Annotated in this window: 19 protein-coding genes; 17 read left to right on the top strand and 2 right to left on the bottom strand. The window is 69.2% G+C overall.

Annotation, left to right across the window (positions count from 1 at the left end; genetic code table 11):
* From AC5P98_RS20295 to AC5P98_RS20250, 10 genes are all read left to right on the top strand, one after another.
* On the top strand, nt 1-781 hold a 781-nt coding region (locus tag AC5P98_RS20295), incomplete at its 5' end, for a bifunctional molybdenum cofactor biosynthesis protein MoaC/MoaB (protein ID WP_495230187.1).
* Nucleotides 778-2,031 (top strand): molybdopterin molybdotransferase MoeA, encoded by a 1,254-nt coding sequence (locus AC5P98_RS20290; protein WP_049404262.1) that lies wholly within the window; start codon nt 778-780, stop codon nt 2,029-2,031. The genes AC5P98_RS20295 and AC5P98_RS20290, both read left to right, overlap by 4 nt.
* The gene (locus AC5P98_RS20285; RefSeq protein WP_005409914.1) at nt 2,031-2,291 is read left to right on the top strand and encodes a MoaD/ThiS family protein; all 261 of its coding nucleotides are present in this window, start codon (nt 2,031-2,033) and stop codon (nt 2,289-2,291) included. The genes AC5P98_RS20290 and AC5P98_RS20285 overlap by 1 nt, the downstream gene beginning before the upstream one ends.
* A gap of 3 nt (nt 2,292-2,294) precedes the next feature.
* A complete protein-coding gene (locus AC5P98_RS20280) occupies nt 2,295-2,795 on the top strand; it encodes a molybdenum cofactor biosynthesis protein MoaE (protein WP_032959974.1) in 501 nt (166 codons plus the stop codon).
* On the top strand, nt 2,761-3,327 hold the full coding sequence (gene mobA / locus AC5P98_RS20275; RefSeq protein ID WP_049404270.1) for a molybdenum cofactor guanylyltransferase: 567 nt from the start codon (nt 2,761-2,763) through the stop codon (nt 3,325-3,327). The genes AC5P98_RS20280 and mobA overlap by 35 nt, the downstream gene beginning before the upstream one ends.
* The gene (locus tag AC5P98_RS20270; protein WP_046430998.1) at nt 3,324-3,689 is read left to right on the top strand and encodes a hypothetical protein; all 366 of its coding nucleotides are present in this window, start codon (nt 3,324-3,326) and stop codon (nt 3,687-3,689) included. Before mobA ends, AC5P98_RS20270 begins: the two co-directional genes overlap by 4 nt.
* A gap of 68 nt (nt 3,690-3,757) precedes the next feature.
* A complete protein-coding gene (locus AC5P98_RS20265) occupies nt 3,758-4,534 on the top strand; it encodes a helix-turn-helix domain-containing protein (protein WP_049404274.1) in 777 nt (258 codons plus the stop codon).
* Nucleotides 4,535-4,552: 18 nt separating this feature from the next.
* Nucleotides 4,553-5,296 carry a molybdate ABC transporter substrate-binding protein gene (gene modA, locus AC5P98_RS20260; protein WP_049404276.1) on the top strand — a complete coding sequence of 248 codons (744 nt, stop codon included), beginning with the start codon at nt 4,553-4,555 and terminating at the stop codon, nt 5,294-5,296.
* A gap of 3 nt (nt 5,297-5,299) precedes the next feature.
* Nucleotides 5,300-5,983 (top strand): molybdate ABC transporter permease subunit, encoded by a 684-nt coding sequence (gene modB, locus AC5P98_RS20255; protein WP_005409908.1) that lies wholly within the window; start codon nt 5,300-5,302, stop codon nt 5,981-5,983.
* The gene (locus AC5P98_RS20250; protein ID WP_049404280.1) at nt 5,973-6,641 is read left to right on the top strand and encodes a sulfate/molybdate ABC transporter ATP-binding protein; all 669 of its coding nucleotides are present in this window, start codon (nt 5,973-5,975) and stop codon (nt 6,639-6,641) included. The genes modB and AC5P98_RS20250 overlap by 11 nt, the downstream gene beginning before the upstream one ends.
* Nucleotides 6,642-6,779: 138 nt before the next feature.
* Here the strand turns inward: AC5P98_RS20250 and AC5P98_RS20245 are convergent, their stop codons facing one another.
* Together AC5P98_RS20245 and AC5P98_RS20240 are read right to left on the bottom strand one after the other, a co-directional pair.
* Nucleotides 6,780-8,309 carry a diflavin oxidoreductase gene (locus AC5P98_RS20245; RefSeq protein WP_049404283.1) on the bottom strand — a complete coding sequence of 510 codons (1,530 nt, stop codon included), beginning with the start codon at nt 8,307-8,309 and terminating at the stop codon, nt 6,780-6,782.
* On the bottom strand, nt 8,306-8,734 hold the full coding sequence (locus AC5P98_RS20240) for a PAS domain-containing protein (protein ID WP_005409905.1): 429 nt from the start codon (nt 8,732-8,734) through the stop codon (nt 8,306-8,308). The genes AC5P98_RS20245 and AC5P98_RS20240 overlap by 4 nt, the downstream gene beginning before the upstream one ends.
* A 441-nt stretch (nt 8,735-9,175) precedes the next feature.
* On the opposite strand from AC5P98_RS20240, the gene glgA reads away from it, so the two are divergent.
* The 7 genes from glgA to glgX are packed head-to-tail and all read left to right on the top strand — an operon-like array spanning nt 9,176 to nt 21,305.
* Nucleotides 9,176-10,702, top strand: coding sequence for a glycogen synthase GlgA (glgA, locus tag AC5P98_RS20235; protein ID WP_080354467.1), 1,527 nt, complete (start codon nt 9,176-9,178; stop codon nt 10,700-10,702).
* Nucleotides 10,699-12,933 carry a 1,4-alpha-glucan branching enzyme gene (locus AC5P98_RS20230; protein ID WP_046430990.1) on the top strand — a complete coding sequence of 745 codons (2,235 nt, stop codon included), beginning with the start codon at nt 10,699-10,701 and terminating at the stop codon, nt 12,931-12,933. Before glgA ends, AC5P98_RS20230 begins: the two co-directional genes overlap by 4 nt.
* Complete coding sequence (gene treZ, locus AC5P98_RS20225; RefSeq protein ID WP_495230185.1) at nt 12,930-14,648, top strand: malto-oligosyltrehalose trehalohydrolase; 1,719 nt, start codon at nt 12,930-12,932, stop codon at nt 14,646-14,648. The genes AC5P98_RS20230 and treZ overlap by 4 nt, the downstream gene beginning before the upstream one ends.
* A complete protein-coding gene (locus tag AC5P98_RS20220; protein WP_032959957.1) occupies nt 14,645-16,489 on the top strand; it encodes a 4-alpha-glucanotransferase in 1,845 nt (614 codons plus the stop codon). The genes treZ and AC5P98_RS20220 overlap by 4 nt, the downstream gene beginning before the upstream one ends.
* Complete coding sequence (treY, locus tag AC5P98_RS20215; RefSeq protein ID WP_049404290.1) at nt 16,486-19,059, top strand: malto-oligosyltrehalose synthase; 2,574 nt, start codon at nt 16,486-16,488, stop codon at nt 19,057-19,059. The genes AC5P98_RS20220 and treY overlap by 4 nt, the downstream gene beginning before the upstream one ends.
* Entirely contained in the window at nt 19,028-19,198 is a 171-nt protein-coding gene (locus AC5P98_RS20210; RefSeq protein ID WP_080281873.1) for a DUF2934 domain-containing protein, read from the top strand. Before treY ends, AC5P98_RS20210 begins: the two co-directional genes overlap by 32 nt.
* The gene (gene glgX / locus AC5P98_RS20205; RefSeq protein ID WP_049404293.1) at nt 19,185-21,305 is read left to right on the top strand and encodes a glycogen debranching protein GlgX; all 2,121 of its coding nucleotides are present in this window, start codon (nt 19,185-19,187) and stop codon (nt 21,303-21,305) included. The genes AC5P98_RS20210 and glgX overlap by 14 nt, the downstream gene beginning before the upstream one ends.
* Nucleotides 21,306-21,320 lie beyond the last annotated feature (15 nt).

Genomic DNA, 21,320 nt, shown 5'->3' with positions numbered 1-21,320 from the left:
CCCGCTGCCGCTGGAACTGGTGCAGGTGTTCTGCGCGCCGGTACCGGAACGGCAGGCGATCCGCGTGTGGTGCGAGTGCGCCAGCGAGGCGCGCACCGGCGTGGAGATGGAGGCACTGGCCGGCGTCAACGCGGCGCTGCTGACCCTGTACGACCTGAGCAAGCCGGTGGAGCCGGCACTTAGCATCGAAGGCATCCGCCTGCTGTTCAAGGAGGGCGGCAAGCGCGGTGTCTGGCTGCACCCGGACGGCATGGACGAGGCCGAGCGTGAGCGGTTCAAGCCGCGTGCGCCGAAGGGCCTGGAAGGCGCGGCCTGCGCGGTGATCACGCTGAGCGATCGCGCCAGCGAAGGCACCTATGAAGATGTCTCCGGCCCGACCCTGGTGACCGGGCTGAAGAAGCTGGGGGGCGAGGTGGTGGCCGCCGAGGTACTGCCCGATGGCATCGAGCCGTTGGCGGGCCGCCTGCAGGCCTTGGCCGCCGAGGGCGTGCGCCTGTGCCTGTGTACCGGTGGTACCGGGCTGGGCCCGCGTGACCTGACCCCGGAGGCGCTGCGTTCGTTGAATGCGCGGCCGGTGCATGGCCTGGCGCAGATGGTGCGGGCACTGAGCGCACAGCACACGCCGATGGCCTGGCTGAGCCGCGCCGAGGTGGTGCAGCTGGGCAACATGCTGGTGTTTGCATTGCCGGGCAGCCCGAAGGCGGCGGCGCAGTGCCTGGACATCCTGGCGCCGGTACTGGGCCACGCCCTGGCGATGGTCGAGGGGGATGGCCACGCATGATCCCCTACAGCGATGCCTTGCAGCACCTGCTGGACGCGGCCACGCCGCTGCCGGCCGAACGCCTGCCGCTGCACGAGGCCGGCGGCCGTACCCTGGCCAGTGACATCCACAGCGGGCAGTCGTTGCCGCCGTTCGACAATTCGGCGATGGACGGCTTCGCGCTGCGCGCCAACGGTACGGCGTTCGAGGCCGGTACCGAATTCGCGGTGCAGGGCTGGCAGGCGGCCGGCGATGCCGGTGCCGAAGGCGGCGAGGGTACCTGGGAAATCATGACCGGTGCGCGCATGCCGGTTGGGCTGGATACGGTGGTGCCGGTCGAGAATGTGGAGATCCTCGCCAGCGAGGACGGCCGCCCGACCCGCATTGCCCTGAAGGGCACGGTGAAGCCCGGCCAGAATGTGCGCCTGCGTGGCGAGGATGTGAGCGACGGCGAGCGCGTGCTGCAGGCCGGGCAGGTGCTGGACATCAACGCGCGCACCTTGCTGCATGCGATCGGCGTGGGCGAGGTGGCGGTGGTGGCGCGGCCAAAGGCAGCGGTGATCGCCACCGGCAAGGAGCTGGTGACCGAGGCGGCGCAGGCGCTGGAATCCGGGCAGATCCGTGACAGCAACCGGCCATACCTGGTCGGCCGCCTTCAGGCCGCCGGTGCCGAGGTGGTCTGGCAGGGCACGGTGGGCGATGAGGTGGCCGCCTTCAATGCCGTACTGGATGCAGCGCTGGACGCGGGTGCGCAGCTGTTGATCAGCACCGGCGCGGTGTCGGCCGGCCGCTACGATTTCATTCCCGACGCGCTGCGTGGCCGAGGTGCGCGCATCGTGTTCCACAAGGTGGCGATCCGTCCTGGCAAGCCGTTGCTGTTCGCGGTGCTGCCCAATGGCGCGCTGTACTTCGGCCTGCCGGGCAACCCGGTGTCGGCTGCGGTGGGCCAGCGCTTCTTCGTCGAGCCGGTGCTGCGCCGCCTGCTGGGGCTGGCACCGGAGCAGGTGCTGATGTTGCCGCTGCAGGCCGACGTGCGCACGCCGCCGGGCCTGCGCTTCCATGCGCGGGCCCGGGTGGAAGTGGACGCGCAGGGCCGCCTGAGTGCGCGCGTGCTGGCTGGGCAGGAGTCGTTCCGTTTGATGTCCATGCTGCAGGCCAATGCCTGGGTGGTGCTGGACGGCGAGGGCGGTCTCGCCCCTGCCGGCACGCCAGTGCGTGTGCAGGGCTGGGGTCATCAGGACCCTGTGCAGCTGGCGAGCCAGGAGCCGTGATGAGACAGGTGAATCTGCAATTGTTCGGTGCGTTTTCCGATCTGGATGCCAGCCGCGAGATCGCCGTGGATGTAGCCGGTGGCACCGTGGCCGATCTGCGCCAGGCGCTGCGAGAGCTGCTGCCGCTGCGTTGGCCGGGTTTCCGCGCGGGCCTGCTGGACTACTCGGCATTCGCCGATCAGCAACGCGTGCTGCGCGACCACGAGGCGCTGCCCGACGATGGCCGGGTGGCGATCCTGCCGCCGGTGAGCGGGGGCTGAGCGATGAGCGAGACGATCATCGCCAAGGTCGTGGACCGCGCGCAGGCGGCAATCGATCCGGCCGAGGGCATCGCGGCGGTTTCCGATCCGGGCTTCGGCGGCATCGACGTGTTCATCGGGAAGGTGCGCGACGTCAATGTGGGCCGGCGAGTGACCGGGATCACCTACGATCTGTTCGAACCGCTGGTGCTAAACGAATTCAAGCGCCTGGCCGCCGAGGTCGAAGCCACGTTCGGTCCGAAGCTGAAACTGTATGTGGCGCATGCCAAGGGCCGGCTTGGCATCGGCGATGTGGCGGTGGTGGTGGCCGCCGGCAGCCCGCACCGTGACGAAGCGTTCCGGGCCTGCCGGCAGTTGATCGAAGTGGTGAAACACCAGTGCCCGATCTGGAAGCAGGAGCATTACGAGGACGGCGACAGCCAGTGGAGCGAAGGTTGCAGCCTGTGCCATGCGGACAGCGAACCCGGCCATGACCATGCGCACGATCACGAACATCCCCATTGATGGCATCGTGCTGGCCGGCGGCCTGTCCAGCCGGATGGGCCGCGACAAGGCGCTGCTGCCCTGGCACCGCCGCACGCTGCTGGAACACATGCGCGGCCTGCTGCTGCAGGCCGGCGCCGGGAGGGTATGGGTGAGCGGCGACTACCCAGCTTTTGGTGGCATCCCGGACCGGGTCGCACGCTGCGGCCCGCTGGGCGGCCTCTACAGTGTGGCGATGCAGATGCCGGACGGCCCCGCCTGGGTGGTGCCGGTCGATACGCCGCGGGTGACACCCGCGCTGTTGCAGCGGCTGCAGGCCGATCAAGGGCGTGCCTGCACGGTATTCGACGATGAACCGTTGCCGATGCGGTTGCGGATCGATGATCATTGCCGCCGCGTGCTGCAGGAGCTGATTGAGGATCCGACGGCGCGTCGTTCACTGCGCGCCCTGCAGCAACGCCTGGGCGTAATCCGGCTGCCATTGGCGCCGGAGGATCAGGCGTTGCTGCTCAACTGCAACACCCCGTCGGAATGGGAGTCCATCACAGCATGAAGGTCCAGCTGCAACAGCAATCGATGCGCCTGCGCGTGGATGAGGAAGAACTGGCAGGATTGCTGGCCGGCGAATCAGTGGAGAACCTGACGCGCTTTGGTGGCAGTGGTGGCTGGGGCGTGGCGCTGTCGCTGCATGCCGGCGATCAGGCGGTGCTGCTCGATGGCGGGACATTCTGCCGGTTGGTACTGCCTCGCCAGGCGGTTGAGTTGCTGGCGGGCAGGCTGCCCTGCCGGGATGGGCTGGGCTTCGGTATCGCGTTGGATGACGACAGCATGCTGCAGCTGCAGTTCGACGTGGACGTGCGCGACAGCATGCGGCAGCGTGGCCCGCAGCGGCGTTCCGAACCCGCGCCAGAGTAGGCGCACGTTGCGCAGGGCCGGGCGGTGCGCTGTCGTATGATGAGGGCCTTCGTTCCTGCCCCGCTGCAATGCCTGTGAACCCCTCCGCTCCCTCTGCGTCCCGGCCGGCCACGCCCAATCCGGCAGCAGCCGATGACGGAGACGCGCTGCACTTCTGCAGCACCTGTGCGTTCTCCGACGCCTGCATGTCGCAGGGCTACGACAAGACCGCGCTGGGCGAGCTGCATGTGCTGGTCGACCACGTCGGCCCGTTCCAGGTCGGCGACTACCTGTTCCGTGCCGGCGATCCGTTCGACTCGATCGCCGCGGTGCGTGCCGGCATGGTCAAGACGTTCGTCGATGACAGCCAGGGCAACGAGCAGGTGCTGGGTTTCAGCCTGCCGGGCGAGGTGATCGGGCTCAATGCCATCCACGGCGCGCGCTTCCCTTGCAACGCCGTGGCCCTGGACACCGTCTACCTGTGCCGGATCTCGTTTCCGCGATTGAGCCTGCTGGCCACGCGCATGCCGGGGTTGCAGGCGCGGCTGTTCAGCCTGCTCAGCGCCGAGATCGGCAAGGTCGCCACGCTGGCCGCCAACCATCGCACCGAGGAGCGCATGGCGGCGTTCCTGCTGGATCTTTCCGAGCGCTATGCCCGGCGCGGATTCTCCGCCACCCGTTTCAACCTGAGCATGGCCCGCACCGAGATCGCCAACTACCTGCGGATGGCGCCGGAGACGGTGAGCCGGGTACTGCGCCGCTTGAGCGACGACGGTGTGATTGCGGTGAACCAACGTGAGATGCTGTTGCTGGACCCGGACCGGCTGGCGGAACTGGCCGTAGCCCGGGACGCCGGACTGGACTGATCAGGCAGGGGGCTGGGCATGAAGCGAGCGGCATTGTTGTGGCTGGGCCTGCTGGCCACGGTACCGGCCTGGGCGGCCGACCTGACGGTGTCGGCGGCGTCGAGCCTGACCGAGAGCTTCCGCGAACTGGGTGCGGCCTATGAGAAGACGCACCCGGGAACCAGGGTCGATTTCAACTTCGCCGCCTCTGGCGTACTGCTGCAGCAGATCAGCCGCGGCGCGCCGGTGGATGTGTTCGCGTCGGCCGATGAAGCCACCATGGACCAGGCCCAGCAGCAGGACCTGCTGGCGGCCGGCAGCCGCGCGGTGTTCGCGGTGAACGCGCTGTGGGTGGTGGCGCCGCCGCAGGCCAGGGCCGCGCCGCGCAGCTTGAAGGACCTGGCCGGTGCCGGCGTGCAACGCATCGCACTGGGCAACCCGGACAGCGTGCCGGTCGGCCGCTATGCCAAGGGCGCGCTGGAAGCGGCCGGCCTGTGGCCGTCGGTGCAGGGCCGGATCATCACCACGCAGAACGTGCGCCAGTCGCTGGATTACGTGGCGCGCGGTGAAGTGGATGCCGGCTTCGTCTATGCCACTGACGCGCAGGCGATGCCGGACCGGGTACGCCGTGCCTTCGCGGTACCGGTGTCCGGGCGCATCGCCTATCCGCTGGCGGTGACCAGGGCCAGCGCGCAGCCGGCAGAGGCCAAGCGGTTTGTCGCCTTTGTGCGTTCGGCGCGGGGCCAGGCGATCCTGGCCCGGCACGGATTCGGCAAGCCCTGACGCATGGATCTGGACTGGAGTGCATTGGGGTTGTCGCTGAAGGTGGCCGGCTGGGCCACCGCGATCAACCTGGTACTGGGCGTGGCGCTGGGTGCGCTGCTGGCGCGTCGGCGCTTTCCCGGCCGTGAGCTGCTGGATTCGCTGTTGACCCTGCCGATGGTGCTGCCACCGACGGTGCTGGGGTACTACCTGCTGGTGCTGATCGGTCGCAACGGCCCGATCGGCGCGTGGCTGCAGTCGTGGTTCGGCATCAACCTGGTGTTCACCTGGCAGGCCGCGGTGATCGCGGCGGCGGTGGCTTCGCTGCCGCTGGTGTTCAAGCCGGCACGCGCGGCGTTCGAGGAAGTGGACGGACAGCTGGAGCAGGCCGCGCGGACGCTGGGTGTGTCCGAAGCGGCGGTGTTCTTCCGCGTCACGCTGCCGCTGGCCTGGCGCGGCATTCTTGCCGGCCTGTTGCTGGCGTTTGCACGCGCGATGGGCGAATTCGGCGCGACGTTGATGGTGGCCGGCAGCATTCCGGGCCGGACGCAGACGTTGTCGATCGCCATCTACGAGGCGGTGCAGGCCGGTCAGGACGGCAAGGCCAATGCGCTGGTGATCCTGACCTCGGTGGTGTGCATCGTGATCCTGTTGCTGGCTGCGCGGTTGGTGGGCGGACGTCGCCGGGAGCTGCGTGATGTGGCTTGACCTGCAGGTGCAGCGTCGCCTGCAGGCGGCCGGCCAGGATTTCGTGTTGGACGTATCGCTGCAGTGCACGCAGCGGCAGGTGGTGCTGTTCGGACCCTCCGGCGCCGGCAAGAGCCTGACCCTGAAGGCGGTGGCCGGACTGCTGCGACCAGGCCAGGGCCATGTGCGCCTGCAGGGGCAGACCCTGTTCGATACGGCCACCGGCGTGGACCTGCCACCGCAGCGCCGTCGGCTGGGCTACGTGTTCCAGGATTACGCGTTGTTCCCGCACCTAAGCGTGCGCCAGAACGTGGCGTTCGGGCTGCAGAAGGGATGGCTGAATCCGCGGATCGGCCAGCGCTTCGACGCGGTGGAACAGTGGTTGCACGCCTTCCGCATCGACACGGTGGGCGATCTGCTGCCATCACAGATTTCCGGCGGACAGCGCCAGCGTACCGCGCTGGCGCGCGCGCTGGTGACACAGCCGCAGGCGCTGCTGCTGGATGAACCGTTTTCCGCGCTGGACCACGACCTGCGCCAGCACCTGCGCCAGGAGCTGGAGACCGTGCTGGACAAGACCGGCATTCCGCTGCTGTTGATCAGCCATGACCCGCAGGATGTGGCCATGTTCGGCCAGCAGGTGGCGCGCGTGGTGGACGGCCGCATTGTCGACAATTGACCCGTGATGGACGCGCCGGCGATGGTTGGGCACATCTGATGGTAGTGCCGGCCGCTGGCCGGCAACCACGGAATCCTGAGCAGCCGGCCAGCGGCCGGCTCTACCGGTTCAAGGTCCGTGCGGTCCGGTGGTCATGGATCAGTACAGCTCACAGTGCGTGCGGCCTTCATTGCGCAGCGTGTCCCAGTGCCCTTCGCCGCCGATGGCATCGATGGCCTCGCGCACCGCGCTTTCCAGGTGGCGCTTGTTGCCGCACAGGTACAGATGCCCACCGCGGGCCAGCACATCGCGCACTTCATCGCCGCGCTGCTGCAGCACATGCTGCACATAGATCTTTTCGGCGCCATCGCGCGAGAACGCGGTATGCAGGCCGGCCAGCACGCCACGCGTGCGCCAGTCCAGCAGCTGGTCACGGTACAGGTAGTCGTGCTGGCGGTGCTTCTCGCCAAACACCAGGTGCACCTCGCGTTCGCAGGCGTTGGCCTGCAGTTCCTGCAGCAGGCCCATCAAGGGTGCGATGCCGGTACCGGTACCGACCAGCAGCAGCGGTGCCTCGCCGGTATCGGGCAGGTGGAAGCCGGGGTTGGAGCGGCAGTACACACGGGCATGGTCGCCGCCATGCAGGAGGCTGCCGGTGGCAGTACCGAAGCGTTCGCGGCCGCGCAGGGTGTAGCGCACTTCGCGCAGGCACAGGCTCAGCTGGTCGTCGCACGGGTGCGAGGCGATCGAATAGGCGCGCGGCAGCCGCGGTGACAGCAGTTCGCGCAGCCGGGCAAGCGGCACGCTGTCCGGCGTGGCGTGGTCCTGCAGCACGTCCAGCAGGTCCAGGCCGTGCAGGTAGGCGTCCAGCTCGCGCTTCTGGCTGACCTTCAGCAGGCCCTTCAGTGCCTCACTACCGCCCAGCCGGGCCAGTTCGCGCAGCACGCCCTTGCTCAGCAGGCGCAGCTCGCGGTCGTGCAGGGCGGCCACGGCGGCGGTGTCGCCGTACCAGGTGGCCAACGCCTGCAGCAGGGCAGGATCGTTCTCGGGTACTACGTGCAGGGTGTCGCCCGCGCGATAGGCCATGCCACTGCCGGCAGTGTCCAGTTGCAGGTGCCACGCGGCCGGGTCGCTGCTGTTCAAGCGGCGGCGTTCGAGGATGCGCGCGGCAAAGGCATTGTCTTCGCCATAGGCGGTGACCTGCAGGTGCAGGTGCTGGCCAGCGCTGAGGTCACCCTCCAGCACCTGGCCCAGCACCGGCTGCCATTGCTGGAAGAACTGCTCGTAGCCCAGATCGGCGTCCACCCGATGCAGCAGCGGCTGGGCCTGGCGCTCGCTCAATGCAGCATCCAGCGCCTTGGTGAAGCCGCAGAAGCTGGGGTAGCCGGTGTCACCAAGGCCGAACACCGCATAGCGCAGGCCGCGCAGCGTCGGGGTCTGGCGCAGTGTTTCGAAGAACTGCTCGCCATTGGCCGGCGGTTCGCCATCGCCGAACGAGCTGGAGATTGCCAGCAGCACATCGCCGTGGCCGAGACTGGCCACGTCGATGTCGTTGAACGGGAGTACCTGCGGCCCGTGCAGCTGCAGGCCCGCGCCCAGGCGCTGGGCCAGGGCGCGGGCGTTGCCCGACTCGGACGCAAAACCCACCAGCAGGCGGCTGAAGGGCGTACTGGTCGGGAGAGCGTTCACGCGGCCTCGTAGAAGTCGTCGAACTTTTCCTTGCTGAACTCGACCAGGTCGTAGTTCTGCATCAGGTCGTTCACCACGCGGCGGATGCTGATGTACGAGGTGATGTTGCCGTCGGCGTCGAACAGCGGCTGCACGGTGGTGTCGACCACGTAGAGCACGCCGCCTTTGCCAAGGTTGGGCACGATGCCGGTCCAGGTCTTGCCGGCCTTGATGGTGTCCCACATGTCCTTGTAGACGGCCTTGGGCACGTCCGGGTGGCGCACGATGCTGTGCGGCTGGCCGATCAGTTCCTCGCGGGCGAAGCCGGTGAGCGTGCAGAACAGGTCATTGGCGTAGGTGATGTTGCCCTGCAGGTCGGTGGTGGAGATCACCATGACGTTCTGCATGGCGTTCAGCAGCTGGGCGTTGTCGGGGGTGTAGCTCATCGCAGGGTCCTTGTGGATGCCGGCAGTGCCGGCGTGTTCGGGTCCTGCATAGAAATACGCCCGCGCGGCGGCGGGCGGTTTGACATTGGTCAAGCGCGTCGCTCGATGGCCTGCGACCGGGTGTCGCAGGAAGAATCTCTGTAGAGCCGAGCCCATGCTCGGCTCACGCGGCAAACGGGATTGCCGGCAGCCGGGCGCGGGCTCGGCTCTACAGGAGAGACACGGGCAGGAGGCGGGCGCCTGTCATGTGTACTGAGCTCATGACGCCTTGTCACAAAGAAATCGCCATGGCTTCACGGTTGATTGATCGCATGGAGGGCTATTGTCGTACTGAGCCTCTCGCTGACGTCCCCCACGTCCTGCGTCGACTTCCTTCCCAGCACAAGCGCCCGTCCGGGCGCCGCTGGCGTCTGTCTGCCTGAAGCATCCGAGATCATCCCCATGGCCCGCGCCGCCCAGTCCGCTTCACCCGTTGCGATCTCTCCGCTCACGCCCGTGCCGATCGGCACTCGCCGCGGCCACTCGCAACCGTTGGATCTCCCAGAACTGGTGCAGCGCGTGCTGTTCGTCGCCACCGAGATGGCCGACTTCATCAAGGCCGGCGGACTGGGCGATGTGGCCGCGGCGTTGCCGCGTGCGGTGCGCGGTGCATGTGATTCGCGCGTGCTGCTGCCCGGCTACCCGGAGGTTCTGCAGCGCCTGCCACAGCTGCGACCGGTGGGGCAGGTCAGCGCCCGAGCCGGGTTGCCCGCGTGCACGATCGGCATGGCGGTGCAGGCCGACGGCCTTCCTATCTACGTGCTGCTGTCGCCTGGGCTGTACGAGCGCGAGGGCTCGCCCTACGTGGATGGGCAGGGACAGGAGTGGAAAGACAACGCGGTCCGCTTCGCCACGCTTTCGCATGCGGCTGCGGAGATTGCGGCCGGGCGCGCCGGGCTGGACTGGGCGCCGCAGCTGCTGCACCTGAATGACTGGCCGGTGGCCATGGCTGCCGCCTACGTACGTTGGGACCGGACAGCCGTGCCGACCCTGCTGACCATCCACAACCTGGCCTATCAGGGGCTGTTCCCCTACGCGCTTGCGCCGGTGCTGGGCGTGCCGGCCGAACACCTGGATGAACTGCACTTCCACGGGCAGATGTCGTTCCTGCAGGGCGGCATCACCAATGCCACGCGGCTGAACACGGTCAGCCTGCGCTACGCGCAGCAGATCACCGCCCCGGATGACGGCTGCGGGCTGCATGACCTGTTGGCGCGCCGGGCGGCCGGCGGACACCTGAGTGGCATCGTCAACGGCATCGACGCCAGCTGGGATCCACGCCGCGACATCCACCTCAAGGCCCATTTCGGCATCGGCGAATGGACCGGGCGCGCCACCAACGCGCATGCGGTGCGCAAGGCGTTCGGGCTGGCGCCGTCGACCGGCCCGCTGTTCGCGGTGGTCTCCCGCCTGGTGCACCAGAAAGGCCTGGACATCACCTGCGACGTGGCACCGCAGATCGTGGCGGCCGGCGGCCAGCTGGTCATCATCGGCGGCGGCGAGCCGCAGGTGGAAGCGCAGGTGCAGGCGCTGGCCCGGCGCTACCCCGGACGGGTGGGCGCATTCATCGGCTTCGAAGAGGCGCTGGCCCGCCAGATGTTTGCCGGCGCCGACTTCCTGCTGATGCCTTCACGCTTCGAACCCTGCGGGCTGAGCCAGATGTACGCGCAGCGCTTCGGCTGCCTGCCCATCGCACACGCGACCGGCGGGCTGGTGGATACCGTCGAGGATGGCGTGACCGGATTCCTGTTCCACGGCGCCAATGCCGATGGCCTGCGCCGCTGCGTGGAACGGGCGATGCGCACCTTCCGCCTGCCCGGCCTGCTGCAGGCCATGCGCCGCGCCGCCATGCTGCGGCCGGGTGGCTGGGATGCGGCCGGTCGCGCGTATCTGGCCCTGTACCAGCAGACCTGCCAGGTGGCCGCATGAGCCACGACAGCCTCCATCTGGCCGCCCTGGAGGATGAAGCGATCACGGAGACGGGATTGGATCAGCGTATCGCCCCGGCGCTGCAGGACCTCGTCCACGCGCGCCCGGCCGATGCATTCGCCTGGCTGGGCCCGCATCGCCAGCCAGAAGGCGGACGCCAGCTGCGCGTGCTGGTGCCGCATGCGCAGCGCGTCGAGGTGATTGCAGACGATGGGCGGCGCTGGAACCTGTCCCCTGGCCCGTTGCCCGGCCTGTTCGAGGGCGCGGCCGGTGACGCGGCGATACCGCTGCTTGCCCTGCATTTCGAACAGGGCGTGGAGCAGGTGCACGATGCCTATGCGTTCGGTCCACTGTTGGACGAAGCCCTGCTGCAGCGGTTCCATGCCGGTGATGCCGATGCGGCGCGGCAGCTGGGTGCGGTGCCGATGCAGGTGCAGGGCATTGCGGGCGTGCGCTTCGCGGTGTGGGCGCCCAATGCCCAGCGGGTCGCCGTGGTTGGCGATTTCAACGGGTGGGACGGCCGGCGCCATCCGATGCGGCTGCGTCACACCGCCGGCGTGTGGGAGCTGTTCCTGCCGGGCGTGCAGGCCGGTGCCCGCTACAAATTCCGCATCGTCGGCGCCGACGGCCGGGTGATGCCCGACAAGTTCGATCCGATGGCGCGCTGGGCCGAGCTGCCACCGGCGACCGCATCGCGGGTGCCTTCGGCTGGGCAAATGGAGTGGCACGATGATGCTTGGTTGGCGGCCCGCCGCCTGGCCGGAACCTGCGCGCCGCTGTCGATCTACGAAGTGCATGCGGGTTCCTGGCAGCGCAGCGACGATGGTGCGCCGCTGGACTGGGATGCCCTGGCCGACCGGTTGATTCCGTACGTGGCCGGTCTTGGCTTCACCCATATCGAGCTGTTGCCGGTGAGCGAGCATCCCTTCGGCGGTTCCTGGGGCTATCAGCCGCTGGGGATCTACGCGCCGACCGCACGCCATGGCACGCCACAGGCCTTCGCACGCTTCGTGGACCGCTGTCACCAGGCCGGCGTGGGAGTGATCGTGGACTGGGTGAGCGCGCACTTCCCCAACGATGCGCATGGCCTGGCCGGGTTCGATGGCACCGCGCTGTACGAGCATGCCGACCCGCGCGAAGGGGTGCACGCCGACTGGGACACGCTGATCTACAACTACGGCCGCAACGAAGTGGCCGCCTACCTGATCGGCAGTGCGTTGGAGTGGGTGGAGCGCTTCCATGTCGACGGTCTGCGCGTGGACGCCGTAGCGTCGATGCTGTACCGGGATTACAGCCGTGCCGAGGGGGAGTGGGTACCCAACGAGCAGGGCGGGCGCGAGAACCTGCAGGCGGTCGCTTTCCTGCGGCGGATGAACCAGACGCTGCGGGAGCGCTTCCCGGACGTGCTGGTGATCGCCGAGGAATCCACCGCGTGGCCGGGGGTGACCGCGCCGGTGGAGGAGGGCGGGCTTGGCTTCACCCACAAGTGGAACATGGGCTGGATGCACGACACCCTGCAGTACCTGGGGCGCGATCCGGTCCATCGTTCGCATCACCACAGCCAGATCAGCTTCGGCCTGGTCTACGCCTTCTCCGAACGGTTCGTGCTGCCGCTGTCCCACGACGAGGTGGTGCATGGCAAGGGCGCGCTGCTGGCCAAGATGGCGGGCGAGCCGGCACAGCGGCTGGCCCAGCTGCGCGCGTATTACGGCTTCATGTGGGCGCACCCGGGCAGCAAACTGCTGTTCATGGGCGGCGAGTTCGGCCAGGGCCATGAGTGGTCGCACGATGCGGCACTGGACTGGGCACGGGCGGCCAGCAACGAGGGCCAGGGCCTGTCGCGCCTGGTGGGCGACCTCAATAACGTGCTCCGCGCCGAACCTGCGTTGCATCGCGACGAACGCGACGAACGCGGCTTCGACTGGAGCGTGGCGGACGACAGTCGCAACAGCGTCTACGCCTTCATCCGCCGGGATCCTGCCGGCAGCGGCCGCACCCTGCTGGTGGTGAGCAACTTCACCCCGCTGCGTCGCGACGGCTACCGGGTCGGGGTGCCGCAACCGGGGCGCTGGAGCGAACGGCTCAACACCGACAGCGCGTACTACGGTGGCGGCAATGCGGGAAACCTCGGCGCAGTGCATACCGAGCCGAGGCCGATGCACGGCCACGCGCAGTCGCTGCGGCTCACGCTGCCGCCGCTGTCCACGCTCTACCTGCAGGTTGATGCATGACGACAATGGCGCCGCGCCTGGGCGCATGGCCGGTGGCCGGTGACGAGGTGGAGTTCCGGGTGTGGGCGCCGGACGCAGTCGCGATGGCGCTGTGCCTGCACGGCACCCAGCGGCCGATGCAACGCGAGCCGGACGGCTGCCACTGGCTGCGAACGCCGGCATCGCATGGCGACCGCTACCGGTTCCGCCTGCCTTCTGGCCAGGACGTGCCCGACCCGGCCTCGCGCTGGCAGCCGGACGGCATCGACGGCGACAGCGCGGTGGTGCTGGATACCGACGCGACGGGGCCTGCCTGGCAGGGGCATGCCTGGCAGGACCTGGTGATCTATGAGGTGCATATCGAGGCCGGGGGCGGCTTCGCGGCGTTGACCGCGCAACTGCCGATGCTGGCCGCGCTGGGCATCACCGCCATTGAACTGATGCCGGTCGCGCAGTTTCCCGGGCAGCGCAACTGGGGCTACGACGGCGTGTTCCCGTATGCGCCGGCCCATGCCTACGGCGGGCCGGCAGCGCTGAGGGCCTTCATCGAGGCGGCGCACGATGCAGGGCTGTCGGTGCTGCTGGATGTGGTCTACAACCACTTCGGACCACAGGGCAACCACCTGCGCGACTACGCGCGCGGGTTCTTCCGTGACGACCGCAGCACGCCGTGGGGCGAGGCCATCGACTTCTGCCAGCCCTGGGTGCGGCGCTTTTTCATCGACAACGCGCTGATGTGGTTGCGCGACTACGGCTTCGATGGCCTGCGCCTGGACGCGGTGCACGCCATTGACGATGACCGTTTCCTGCAGCAGCTGGCCGATGAGGTACGTGCGGTGGCCCCGCACGCGCACCTGGTGCTGGAGAACGAACGCAACCAGGCGCGGTGGCTGCGCGGCGCCTACCAGGGACAGTGGAACGATGACTTTCACAATGCGCTGCACGTGATGCTGACCGGCGAGCAGGAGGGCTATTACGCGGGCTATGCCGGTCGCGCCGAAGCACTGCTGGCGCGCTGCCTGGCCGAAGGATTCGCCTGGCAGGGTGAACCGGACCTGCGCGGCGATCCCCGCGGCGAACCCAGCGCCGACCTGTCGCCCGCGCGTTTTGTGGTATTCGCGCAGAACCATGACCAGGTGGGCAACCGCGCTTTCGGCGAGCGCCTGTCGATGCTGACCGATCCTGCGCCGCTGCGCGCGGCGCTGGCGCTGACCCTGCTGACGCCGATGATCCCGCTGCTGTTCATGGGCGAGCCGTGGCAGGCGCAATCGCCGTTCCTGTTCTTCACCGACTACGCGCCGCCGCTGGACGAGGCGGTGCGCGAAGGGCGTCGACGTGAGTTCGCTGGTTTCAGCGCCTTTGCCGAGGCCGCCGCACGCGCGCGTATTCCGGACCCGAACGATGCGGCGACCCTGCAGGCGTCGTACACGCCGCCGCCCGGCGATGATCCCTGGTCGCAGCACTGGCTGCGCTGCACGGGTGAGTTCCTCGGCCTGCGCAGGCGCTATCTGCAGCCGGGCCTGCTGCAGGCGCGGTCGCTGGGCGCGCGCGTGCTGGGCCAAGGCGCGGTGCAGGCGGGCTGGCAGTTGCCATCGGGCCAATGGTGGATCGCGATCAACGTGGGCCCTGTGCCGGTGGCGCATGCGGTGCCGGCCGGCGAGTGCGTCGTGGGGCCGGACGCTGCCGGGATGCTGCCGGCAGGCGGCGGCGTGCTGGCCTGCTGGGTCGCCGCATGAATACGGATGCAGCGGTGCGGGAGACGGCCCGCCGTGCGGGCCTGCTGGTCCGCTGGACCGACGTGGCCGGTGCCGCGCGCGAGGTCGCGCCGGACGTGCTGCGCGCCGTGCTGGAGGGGCTGCAGTGCGAGGCGGTGCCCGAGCACGCTGGCCTGCGCACGGCCTGCTGCGGACAGCTGCTGGTGATGCCGGAGGCAGCCGGCGCAGCGTGCTGGGTGGATGCGCAGGGCGCAGCGTTGCCCGCCCGTGCCGATGCGCAGGGCCGCTGGCGCGTGCCGGACCAGCCGGGTTACTGGCAGTGGCGCCGGGGCGACCAGCAACAGGCGGTTGCGGTGGCGCCACAGCGTGCCTGGTGGCCGCGGGGCACGCTGCGCGGCTGGGGCCTGTCGGCGCAGGTCTACAGCCTGCGCGCACCCGGTGATGCCGGCATCGGTGACAGTGCCGGCTGTGCACGATGGAGCGAGCTGCTGCACCGACACGGCGGCGACGCACTGGCGTTGAGCCCGCTGCACGCGGGCATGCCACCGGGCCCAGGCTACAGCCCCTATTCGCCCAGCGACCGGCGCTGGCTCGACCCGCTGCAGGTCTCCCTGCCGCAGGTATTGCCCGATGCCGCCAACAGCGTGCTGGGCGGGGACGAGGCGCTGGCGGCGGCGGTGGAAGCGGGGACTGCCGCACGTCGCATCGACTGGCCGCACTCGGCGGCAGTGAAGTGGCGCTGGATACGGCAGGTTCGCCAATGGGTTGCAGCGCAGGCACCGTCGCAGCACGCGCAGATCGAAACCTGGCGTGCCATGCAGGGCGATCCGCTGCGGCACTATTGCCAGCATGCCGCCGACCGGTTCACCGGCAGCGCGGACGACCATGCGTTTGCGCAGTGGTTGGCACAGCAGGGCTGGGCGCAGGTACACGCCACGCTGCGCGACGAGGGCGCTTCGATCGGGTTGATTGCCGACCTGGCCGTGGGCTGCGCGCCGCAGGGCGTGGAGGCACGCACCGGGGGTGCTGATCTGCTGCAGGGACTTGAGCTGGGGGCGCCGCCGGACGCGTTCAATCCGCTCGGCCAGGCCTGGGGCATCACCAGCTGGTCACCGATGGCGTTGCAGCGCGAGGGCTTCGCACCCTACCTTCGCGTGCTGCGCGCCGTGATGGCCGGCCGCGGAGGCCTGCGCATCGATCACATCCTGGGCCTGCTGCGGCTGTGGGTGTTGCCCCGTGGCGCGGGCGCCGGGCAGGGCGTGTACCTGCGCTATCCGTTCGATGATCTGATCAACCTGCTGGTGCTGGAGTCCTGGCGGCATCGCTGCGTGCTGATCGGCGAAGACCTGGGCGTGGTTCCGCCGGGCATGCGCCAGCGGCTGGCAGCCCGGGGCATTCTGGGCATCGAGGTGCTGCCGTTTGCCCGCAACGGCGCGCGCTTCCTGCCGGCGCCGCAGTGGCGCCGCGATGCAGTGGCCATGCCCTCCACCCATGACCTGCCACCGCTGGCCGGCTGGCTGCGCGGGCGTGACCTGCGCTGGCGTGCACGCCTGGGTGAGCTGGCGGATCTGCCAGCGGCACTGCGCGCGCGCGCCAGCGACGCGCAGGCACTGTCTGCGGTGGTTGGCGGCGAGGGCGCGCCGCTGGACGCCAGGGCGTTGTCTCTGGTCGCCCACGCGGCGTCCCGGCTGGCGTTGCTGCCGCTGGAAGACGCGCTGGGCGGTCGCGCACAGGTGAACCTGCCAGGCACCGTCGACGGCCATCCCAACTGGCGCCGCCGCCTGCCGCCGACGTGGGATGCTGACGCGGCCGATGCGCGCGTGGCGCGCCTGAGTGCCACGCGCCGCAGGACCGGGCAATGACGGGGTTGCGTGCCACCGCGCGCCTGCAGCTGCACGCAGGCTTCGACCTCGGAGCGGCTGCCGCGCAGGTGCCGTACTACGCCGCGCTGGGCGTCAGCCACCTTTACCTGTCACCGATCGCTGCGGCGGTGCCCGGGTCGACGCATGGCTACGATGGCGTCGACCCGGCTCGCATCAATCCGGAACTGGGCGGTGAAGCGGGCTTCCTGCAGCTGGCGGAAGTGACGCGCGCGCACGGCATGGGCCTGATCCTGGACATCGTGCCCAACCATCTGGCGGCGTCCCCGCACAGCCAGTGGTGGAGCGATGTGCTGATGCACGGGCCTCGAAGCCCGCACGCAGCTTGGTTTGACATCGAGTGGGAGGCGCCGGGCTGCGAGGGCCGGCTCTGGCTGCCGGTACTGGACCGGCCGTTGCACGACGCGGTACGCGACGGCGTGGTGCGCGTGGTGGTGGACAACGCGCGGCCCGTGCTGCGCCACCATGGCCTGGCATTGCCGTTGTCGCCGCGCAGCCATCCGCTGGAACCCGCGCAGTGGCCGGCGTGGGCCGAACGCTGCAACCGCAGCGTTGAACGGTTGCACACGCTGCTGCAGCGGCAGCACTACCGTCTGGCCTGGTGGCGCACGGCCGGCGATCAGGTCAACTACCGGCGCTTTTTCGATATCAACGAACTGGCCGCGCTGCGGGTGGAGCGCGAGGATGTGTTCGAGGCAGTGCATGCGCTGCCGCTGCGGCTGGTACGCGAGGGATGGGTGGACGGCCTGCGCATCGACCACGTGGATGGCCTGGCCTCCCCGGGCGCGTACCTGCAGCGCCTGCGTCAATCGCTCGACGCCGCCTGCGCGGCCGGCGGTCGTGACCCGCAGGCCGTCAGCCTGCATGTGGAGAAGATACTGGCCGAGGGCGAGCAGCTGCCCGACGACTGGGCCTGCGACGGCACCACCGGCTATGACTTCATGGACCAGGCCGGTGCCTGGTTGCACGATCCGGCGGCTGCACCCGCGCTCTCGCGCACGTGGCAGGCGCTGGGCGGTGACCCGCGCAGCTTCGACCGGATCCAGCAGGACGCCCGCGCCATGTTGCTGCGCCAGGGCCTTCATGCCGACTTCCAGCGGCTGCTGCGCAGCGCGCAGCAGGTCCTGCAGCCGCGGCTGGCCGAAGCCGATATCGGAGTGGCTGCGCTGGCCCGCGCATTGGCTTCCGTGCTGGGGCATTACCGCACCTACCGGCCCTATTCGCTGCAGGGGGCGGGTGAACGAAAGGCGCTGGCGGACGCTGCCGCCGCAGCGCGCCTGGCACTGGACGGTGCCGCACGCGCGGCGCTGGACCTGTTGCTGGCAGCGCTTGCCGGCGAGGCGCAGGCCGAGCGCGTGCTGCGTGCGCGTTTCGGTCAACTGGCCGCGCCGTTGAATGCCAAGTCGGTGGAAGACACCGGGTTCTATCGCTATTTCAGGCTGCTCTCGCGCAACGACGTCGGCAGTGATCCGCAGCGGCTGGGCATGGAGGGGCGCGCGCTGCTGGAACACGCCACTGCGCGCCTGCGTCGCCATCCCAGGGCGTTGCTTGCGCTTGCGACCCACGATCACAAGCGCGGCGCCGACAGCCGGGCACGGCTGGCGGTTCTCAGTACCTGCACGTTCGAATGGCGGGACGCTGTGCGGCGCTGGAACCGGATGTCGACCCGCGCCGGCGCGCCGATGCCGTTGCCGGGTGCCGAGGCCTACGCACTGTGGCAGGCGCTCGTGGTCGCATGGCCGATGCACGGTGCCCCTGGCGCCGACTTCGCCTCGAGGATGGTGCAATGGCTGACCAAGGCATTGCGCGAGGGCAAGCGGGTCAGCAGCTGGTCAGACCCGGATGTGGCCGTGGAGGAGGCCGCCGCGCAGTGGCTGCACGCGCTGCTGGACGCAGCGCCCTTGCAGCCGGTGCGCGAGGCGCTGGCGACGTTCGTGGCGCGCATCGCGCCGGCCGGCGCCTGCAACGGCCTGGCGCAGCTGTGCCTGCAGCACTGCCTGCCCGGCGTGCCCGACCTCTACCAGGGCGGCGAAGGCTGGGACCTGAGCCTGGTGGACCCGGACAACCGGCGTGCCGTGGACTATCCAGCGCGGCAGGCGTGGCTGCGCGATACGCGCGGGTGGCCCGCGCTGCTGGAAGACTGGCGGGACGGTGGCATCAAGGCATTCCTGCTGCGGCAATTGCTGGAGTGCCGCCGCAGGCACCCGCACCTGTTCCTGCATGGCCAGTTGCAGCCGCTGTCCGCGCCTGCGCGCTCGCCGTGGCTGGCGTTCACGCGCAGGCATCAGGCGCAGGTGCTGCTGGTGATCGTGCGGCGGGGTTCGCCCGCCGCCGTGCCTGGGCCCAGCCTGCACGCCGCGCACGACGTCGGCACCGGCGCAGCACTGCACGGTGTGCCGACAGGCCCCATGCGCAACCTCCTGGACGGGCGCATCGAACATTTCAACGCAACCGCGGACGTGGGCAGGCTTCTGGCTGGCAGCCCGCTGGCGATATGGATCAACGAGGAGACAGGTAGGGATGGACAGCAGGGAACGACGGCAGCGGATTGAGGCATTGGCCCACCAGATCTGGGAAGCGGAGGGGCGCCCGGACGATCAGCAGCAGCGGCACTGGCACATGGCCGAGCGCCTGGTGGAGGCCGAGATTGCCGTGGCGCGCGGCGAGGAGGGCACCGATGGCCAGCCGTAAGTGGACGCAGACCTCGCGCGTGCGCGAAGGCCGGCCGTTCCCGCTGGGCGCGACGTGGGACGGGCTGGGCGTGAACTTTGCGCTGTACTCGCGGCATGCCACCCGGGTGGAGCTGTGCCTGTTCGATGCGCGCAACCGGGAAGTCGAGCGCATCGTCCTGCCTGAGTACACCAACGAGATCTGGCACGGCTACCTGCCGGACGTGCGGCCCGGGCAACGCTATGGCTATCGGGTGCACGGCCCGTATGCGCCGGAGGAGGGGCATCGCTTCAATCCCAACAAACTGTTGCTGGACCCCTACGCCAAGCAGATCGTCGGCGAGCTGAAGTGGGCGCCGCACCTGTTCGGCTACACCCTGGGCCACCGCGATGGCGATCTCAGTTTCGACCGCCGCGACAGCGCCAGCTACATGCCACGCTGCGCGGTGATCGATCCGGCCTTCAGCTGGGGTGTCGAACGTGCACCCGCAACGCCCTGGGACCGGACCGTGATCTACGAAGCGCACGTGCGCGGACTGACCATGCAGCACCCCGGTGTTCCGCAGGCCGAGCGCGGCACCTTCTCTGCCCTGCGCCACGACGCGGTGGTCGACCACCTCAGCCATCTGGGGGTGACCGCCATCGAGCTGCTGCCGGTGCATGCCTACGTGGATGACCAGCAGCTGCTCGAGCGCGGGCTGCGCAACTACTGGGGGTACAACACCATCGGCTTCTTCGCGCCGCAGCCACGCTACCTGTCGCTGGGCACCGTGGCCGAGTTCAAGCAGATGGTCGCGCGGCTGCACAGTGCCGGCATCGAAGTGATCCTGGACGTGGTCTACAACCACACCGCCGAAGGCAATGAGCTGGGCCCTACGCTGTCCTTCAAGGGCATCGACAATGCCAGCTACTACCGCCTGGCCGATGATCGCCGCTATTACATCAACGATACCGGCACCGGCAACACGTTCGACCTGACCAATGCCGGCGCGCTGCGCATGGTGATGGACTCGCTGCGCTACTGGGTGACCGAGATGCGGGTGGATGGGTTCCGTTTCGACCTGGCCACCATCCTTGGCCGCGAGCGGCATGGCTTCGATGCCTCGGGCAGTTTCCTTGATGCGGTACGCCAGGACCCGGTCCTGAGCCAGGTGAAGCTGATTGCCGAGCCATGGGACATCGGCCCGGGCGGCTATCAACTGGGCCAGTTCCCGCCGGGCTGGGCGGAATGGAACGACCGCTTCCGCGATACGGTGCGCGCGCTCTGGCGCGGCGATGGCGGCCAGTTGCCGGAATTCGCCACGCGCTTCACCGGCTCGGCCGACCTGTTCGAACATCATGGCAGGCGGCCCTCGGCCAGCATCAACCTGGTGACGGCGCACGATGGGTTCACCCTGCACGATCTGGTGAGCTACAACGATCGCCACAACGAGGCCAACGGCGAAGACAACCGCGATGGCCACTCGCACAACCTCTCCAGCAACCACGGTGTGGAGGGCGACACCGATGATGCGGCGATCCTCTCGTTGCGTGCGCGGCAGATGCGCAACCTGCTGGCCACGCTGCTGCTCGCGCAGGGCACGCCGATGCTGCTGGCCGGCGATGAGTTCGGCCATTCGCAGCAGGGCAACAACAACGCCTACTGCCAGGACAACCCGCTGAGCTGGATCGACTGGGAGCGTGCGGCATCGCCGGCTGCACAGGCGCAGGTGGCGTTCGTACGCCGGGCGCTGTCGCTGCGCCGACGCTATGGCCTGCTGCGCAGGAACCGGTTCCTGCGTGGCGAATACGATGAAGCGCTAGGCCTGCGCGATATCGACTGGCGGCATCCTGACGGCCGCAGCATGGAGGAAGCGGACTGGCATGACGCAGGGCTGCGTGCGCTGCTGATCGTGCTGGACGGCCGCAGCCCGGACAGCGGCCTGCGCGAGCCCGGGCGGCATGTCAGCCTGGCCCTGCTGTTGAACGCCGGAGACCAGCCGCAGCGGTTCAGTGTGTCGGATGAAGCCTTGTCGTTCCGGCGCGTACTGCTGCAGACCGACGAAACGCCGTTGGAGCCGGATGAAGCAGGTGCCTGGACCCTGCCGCCGCGCAGCCTGTGCCTGCTGGCGGCCAGCAGCAGCGCGTGATTGCACTGCTGCGCC

Source organism: Stenotrophomonas sp. YJH_SMC_135 (assembly GCF_059372355.1).
Note: the sequence above shows the minus strand (reverse complement) of the source record. Positions and strands in the feature narration are given on the sequence as shown.

What these genes read in the sequence shown, in the direction of transcription:
- AC5P98_RS20220 (WP_032959957.1), top strand. Translation starts at nt 14,645, where the DNA reads ATGAATACGGATGCAGCGGTGCGGGAGACGGCCCGCCGTGCGGGCCTG.
- glgX (WP_049404293.1), top strand. Translation starts at nt 19,185, where the DNA reads ATGGCCAGCCGTAAGTGGACGCAGACCTCGCGCGTGCGCGAAGGCCGG.
- AC5P98_RS20230 (WP_046430990.1), top strand. Translation starts at nt 10,699, where the DNA reads ATGAGCCACGACAGCCTCCATCTGGCCGCCCTGGAGGATGAAGCGATC.
- AC5P98_RS20265 (WP_049404274.1), top strand. Translation starts at nt 3,758, where the DNA reads ATGCCTGTGAACCCCTCCGCTCCCTCTGCGTCCCGGCCGGCCACGCCC.
- treZ (WP_495230185.1), top strand. Translation starts at nt 12,930, where the DNA reads ATGACGACAATGGCGCCGCGCCTGGGCGCATGGCCGGTGGCCGGTGAC.
- AC5P98_RS20280 (WP_032959974.1), top strand. Translation starts at nt 2,295, where the DNA reads ATGAGCGAGACGATCATCGCCAAGGTCGTGGACCGCGCGCAGGCGGCA.
- AC5P98_RS20290 (WP_049404262.1), top strand. Translation starts at nt 778, where the DNA reads ATGATCCCCTACAGCGATGCCTTGCAGCACCTGCTGGACGCGGCCACG.
- glgA (WP_080354467.1), top strand. Translation starts at nt 9,176, where the DNA reads ATGGCCCGCGCCGCCCAGTCCGCTTCACCCGTTGCGATCTCTCCGCTC.
- modB (WP_005409908.1), top strand. Translation starts at nt 5,300, where the DNA reads ATGGATCTGGACTGGAGTGCATTGGGGTTGTCGCTGAAGGTGGCCGGC.
- mobA (WP_049404270.1), top strand. Translation starts at nt 2,761, where the DNA reads ATGACCATGCGCACGATCACGAACATCCCCATTGATGGCATCGTGCTG.
- AC5P98_RS20240 (WP_005409905.1), bottom strand. Translation starts at nt 8,734, where the DNA reads ATGAGCTACACCCCCGACAACGCCCAGCTGCTGAACGCCATGCAGAAC.
- AC5P98_RS20285 (WP_005409914.1), top strand. Translation starts at nt 2,031, where the DNA reads ATGAGACAGGTGAATCTGCAATTGTTCGGTGCGTTTTCCGATCTGGAT.
- AC5P98_RS20210 (WP_080281873.1), top strand. Translation starts at nt 19,028, where the DNA reads ATGGACAGCAGGGAACGACGGCAGCGGATTGAGGCATTGGCCCACCAG.
- treY (WP_049404290.1), top strand. Translation starts at nt 16,486, where the DNA reads ATGACGGGGTTGCGTGCCACCGCGCGCCTGCAGCTGCACGCAGGCTTC.
- modA (WP_049404276.1), top strand. Translation starts at nt 4,553, where the DNA reads ATGAAGCGAGCGGCATTGTTGTGGCTGGGCCTGCTGGCCACGGTACCG.
- AC5P98_RS20270 (WP_046430998.1), top strand. Translation starts at nt 3,324, where the DNA reads ATGAAGGTCCAGCTGCAACAGCAATCGATGCGCCTGCGCGTGGATGAG.
- AC5P98_RS20250 (WP_049404280.1), top strand. Translation starts at nt 5,973, where the DNA reads ATGTGGCTTGACCTGCAGGTGCAGCGTCGCCTGCAGGCGGCCGGCCAG.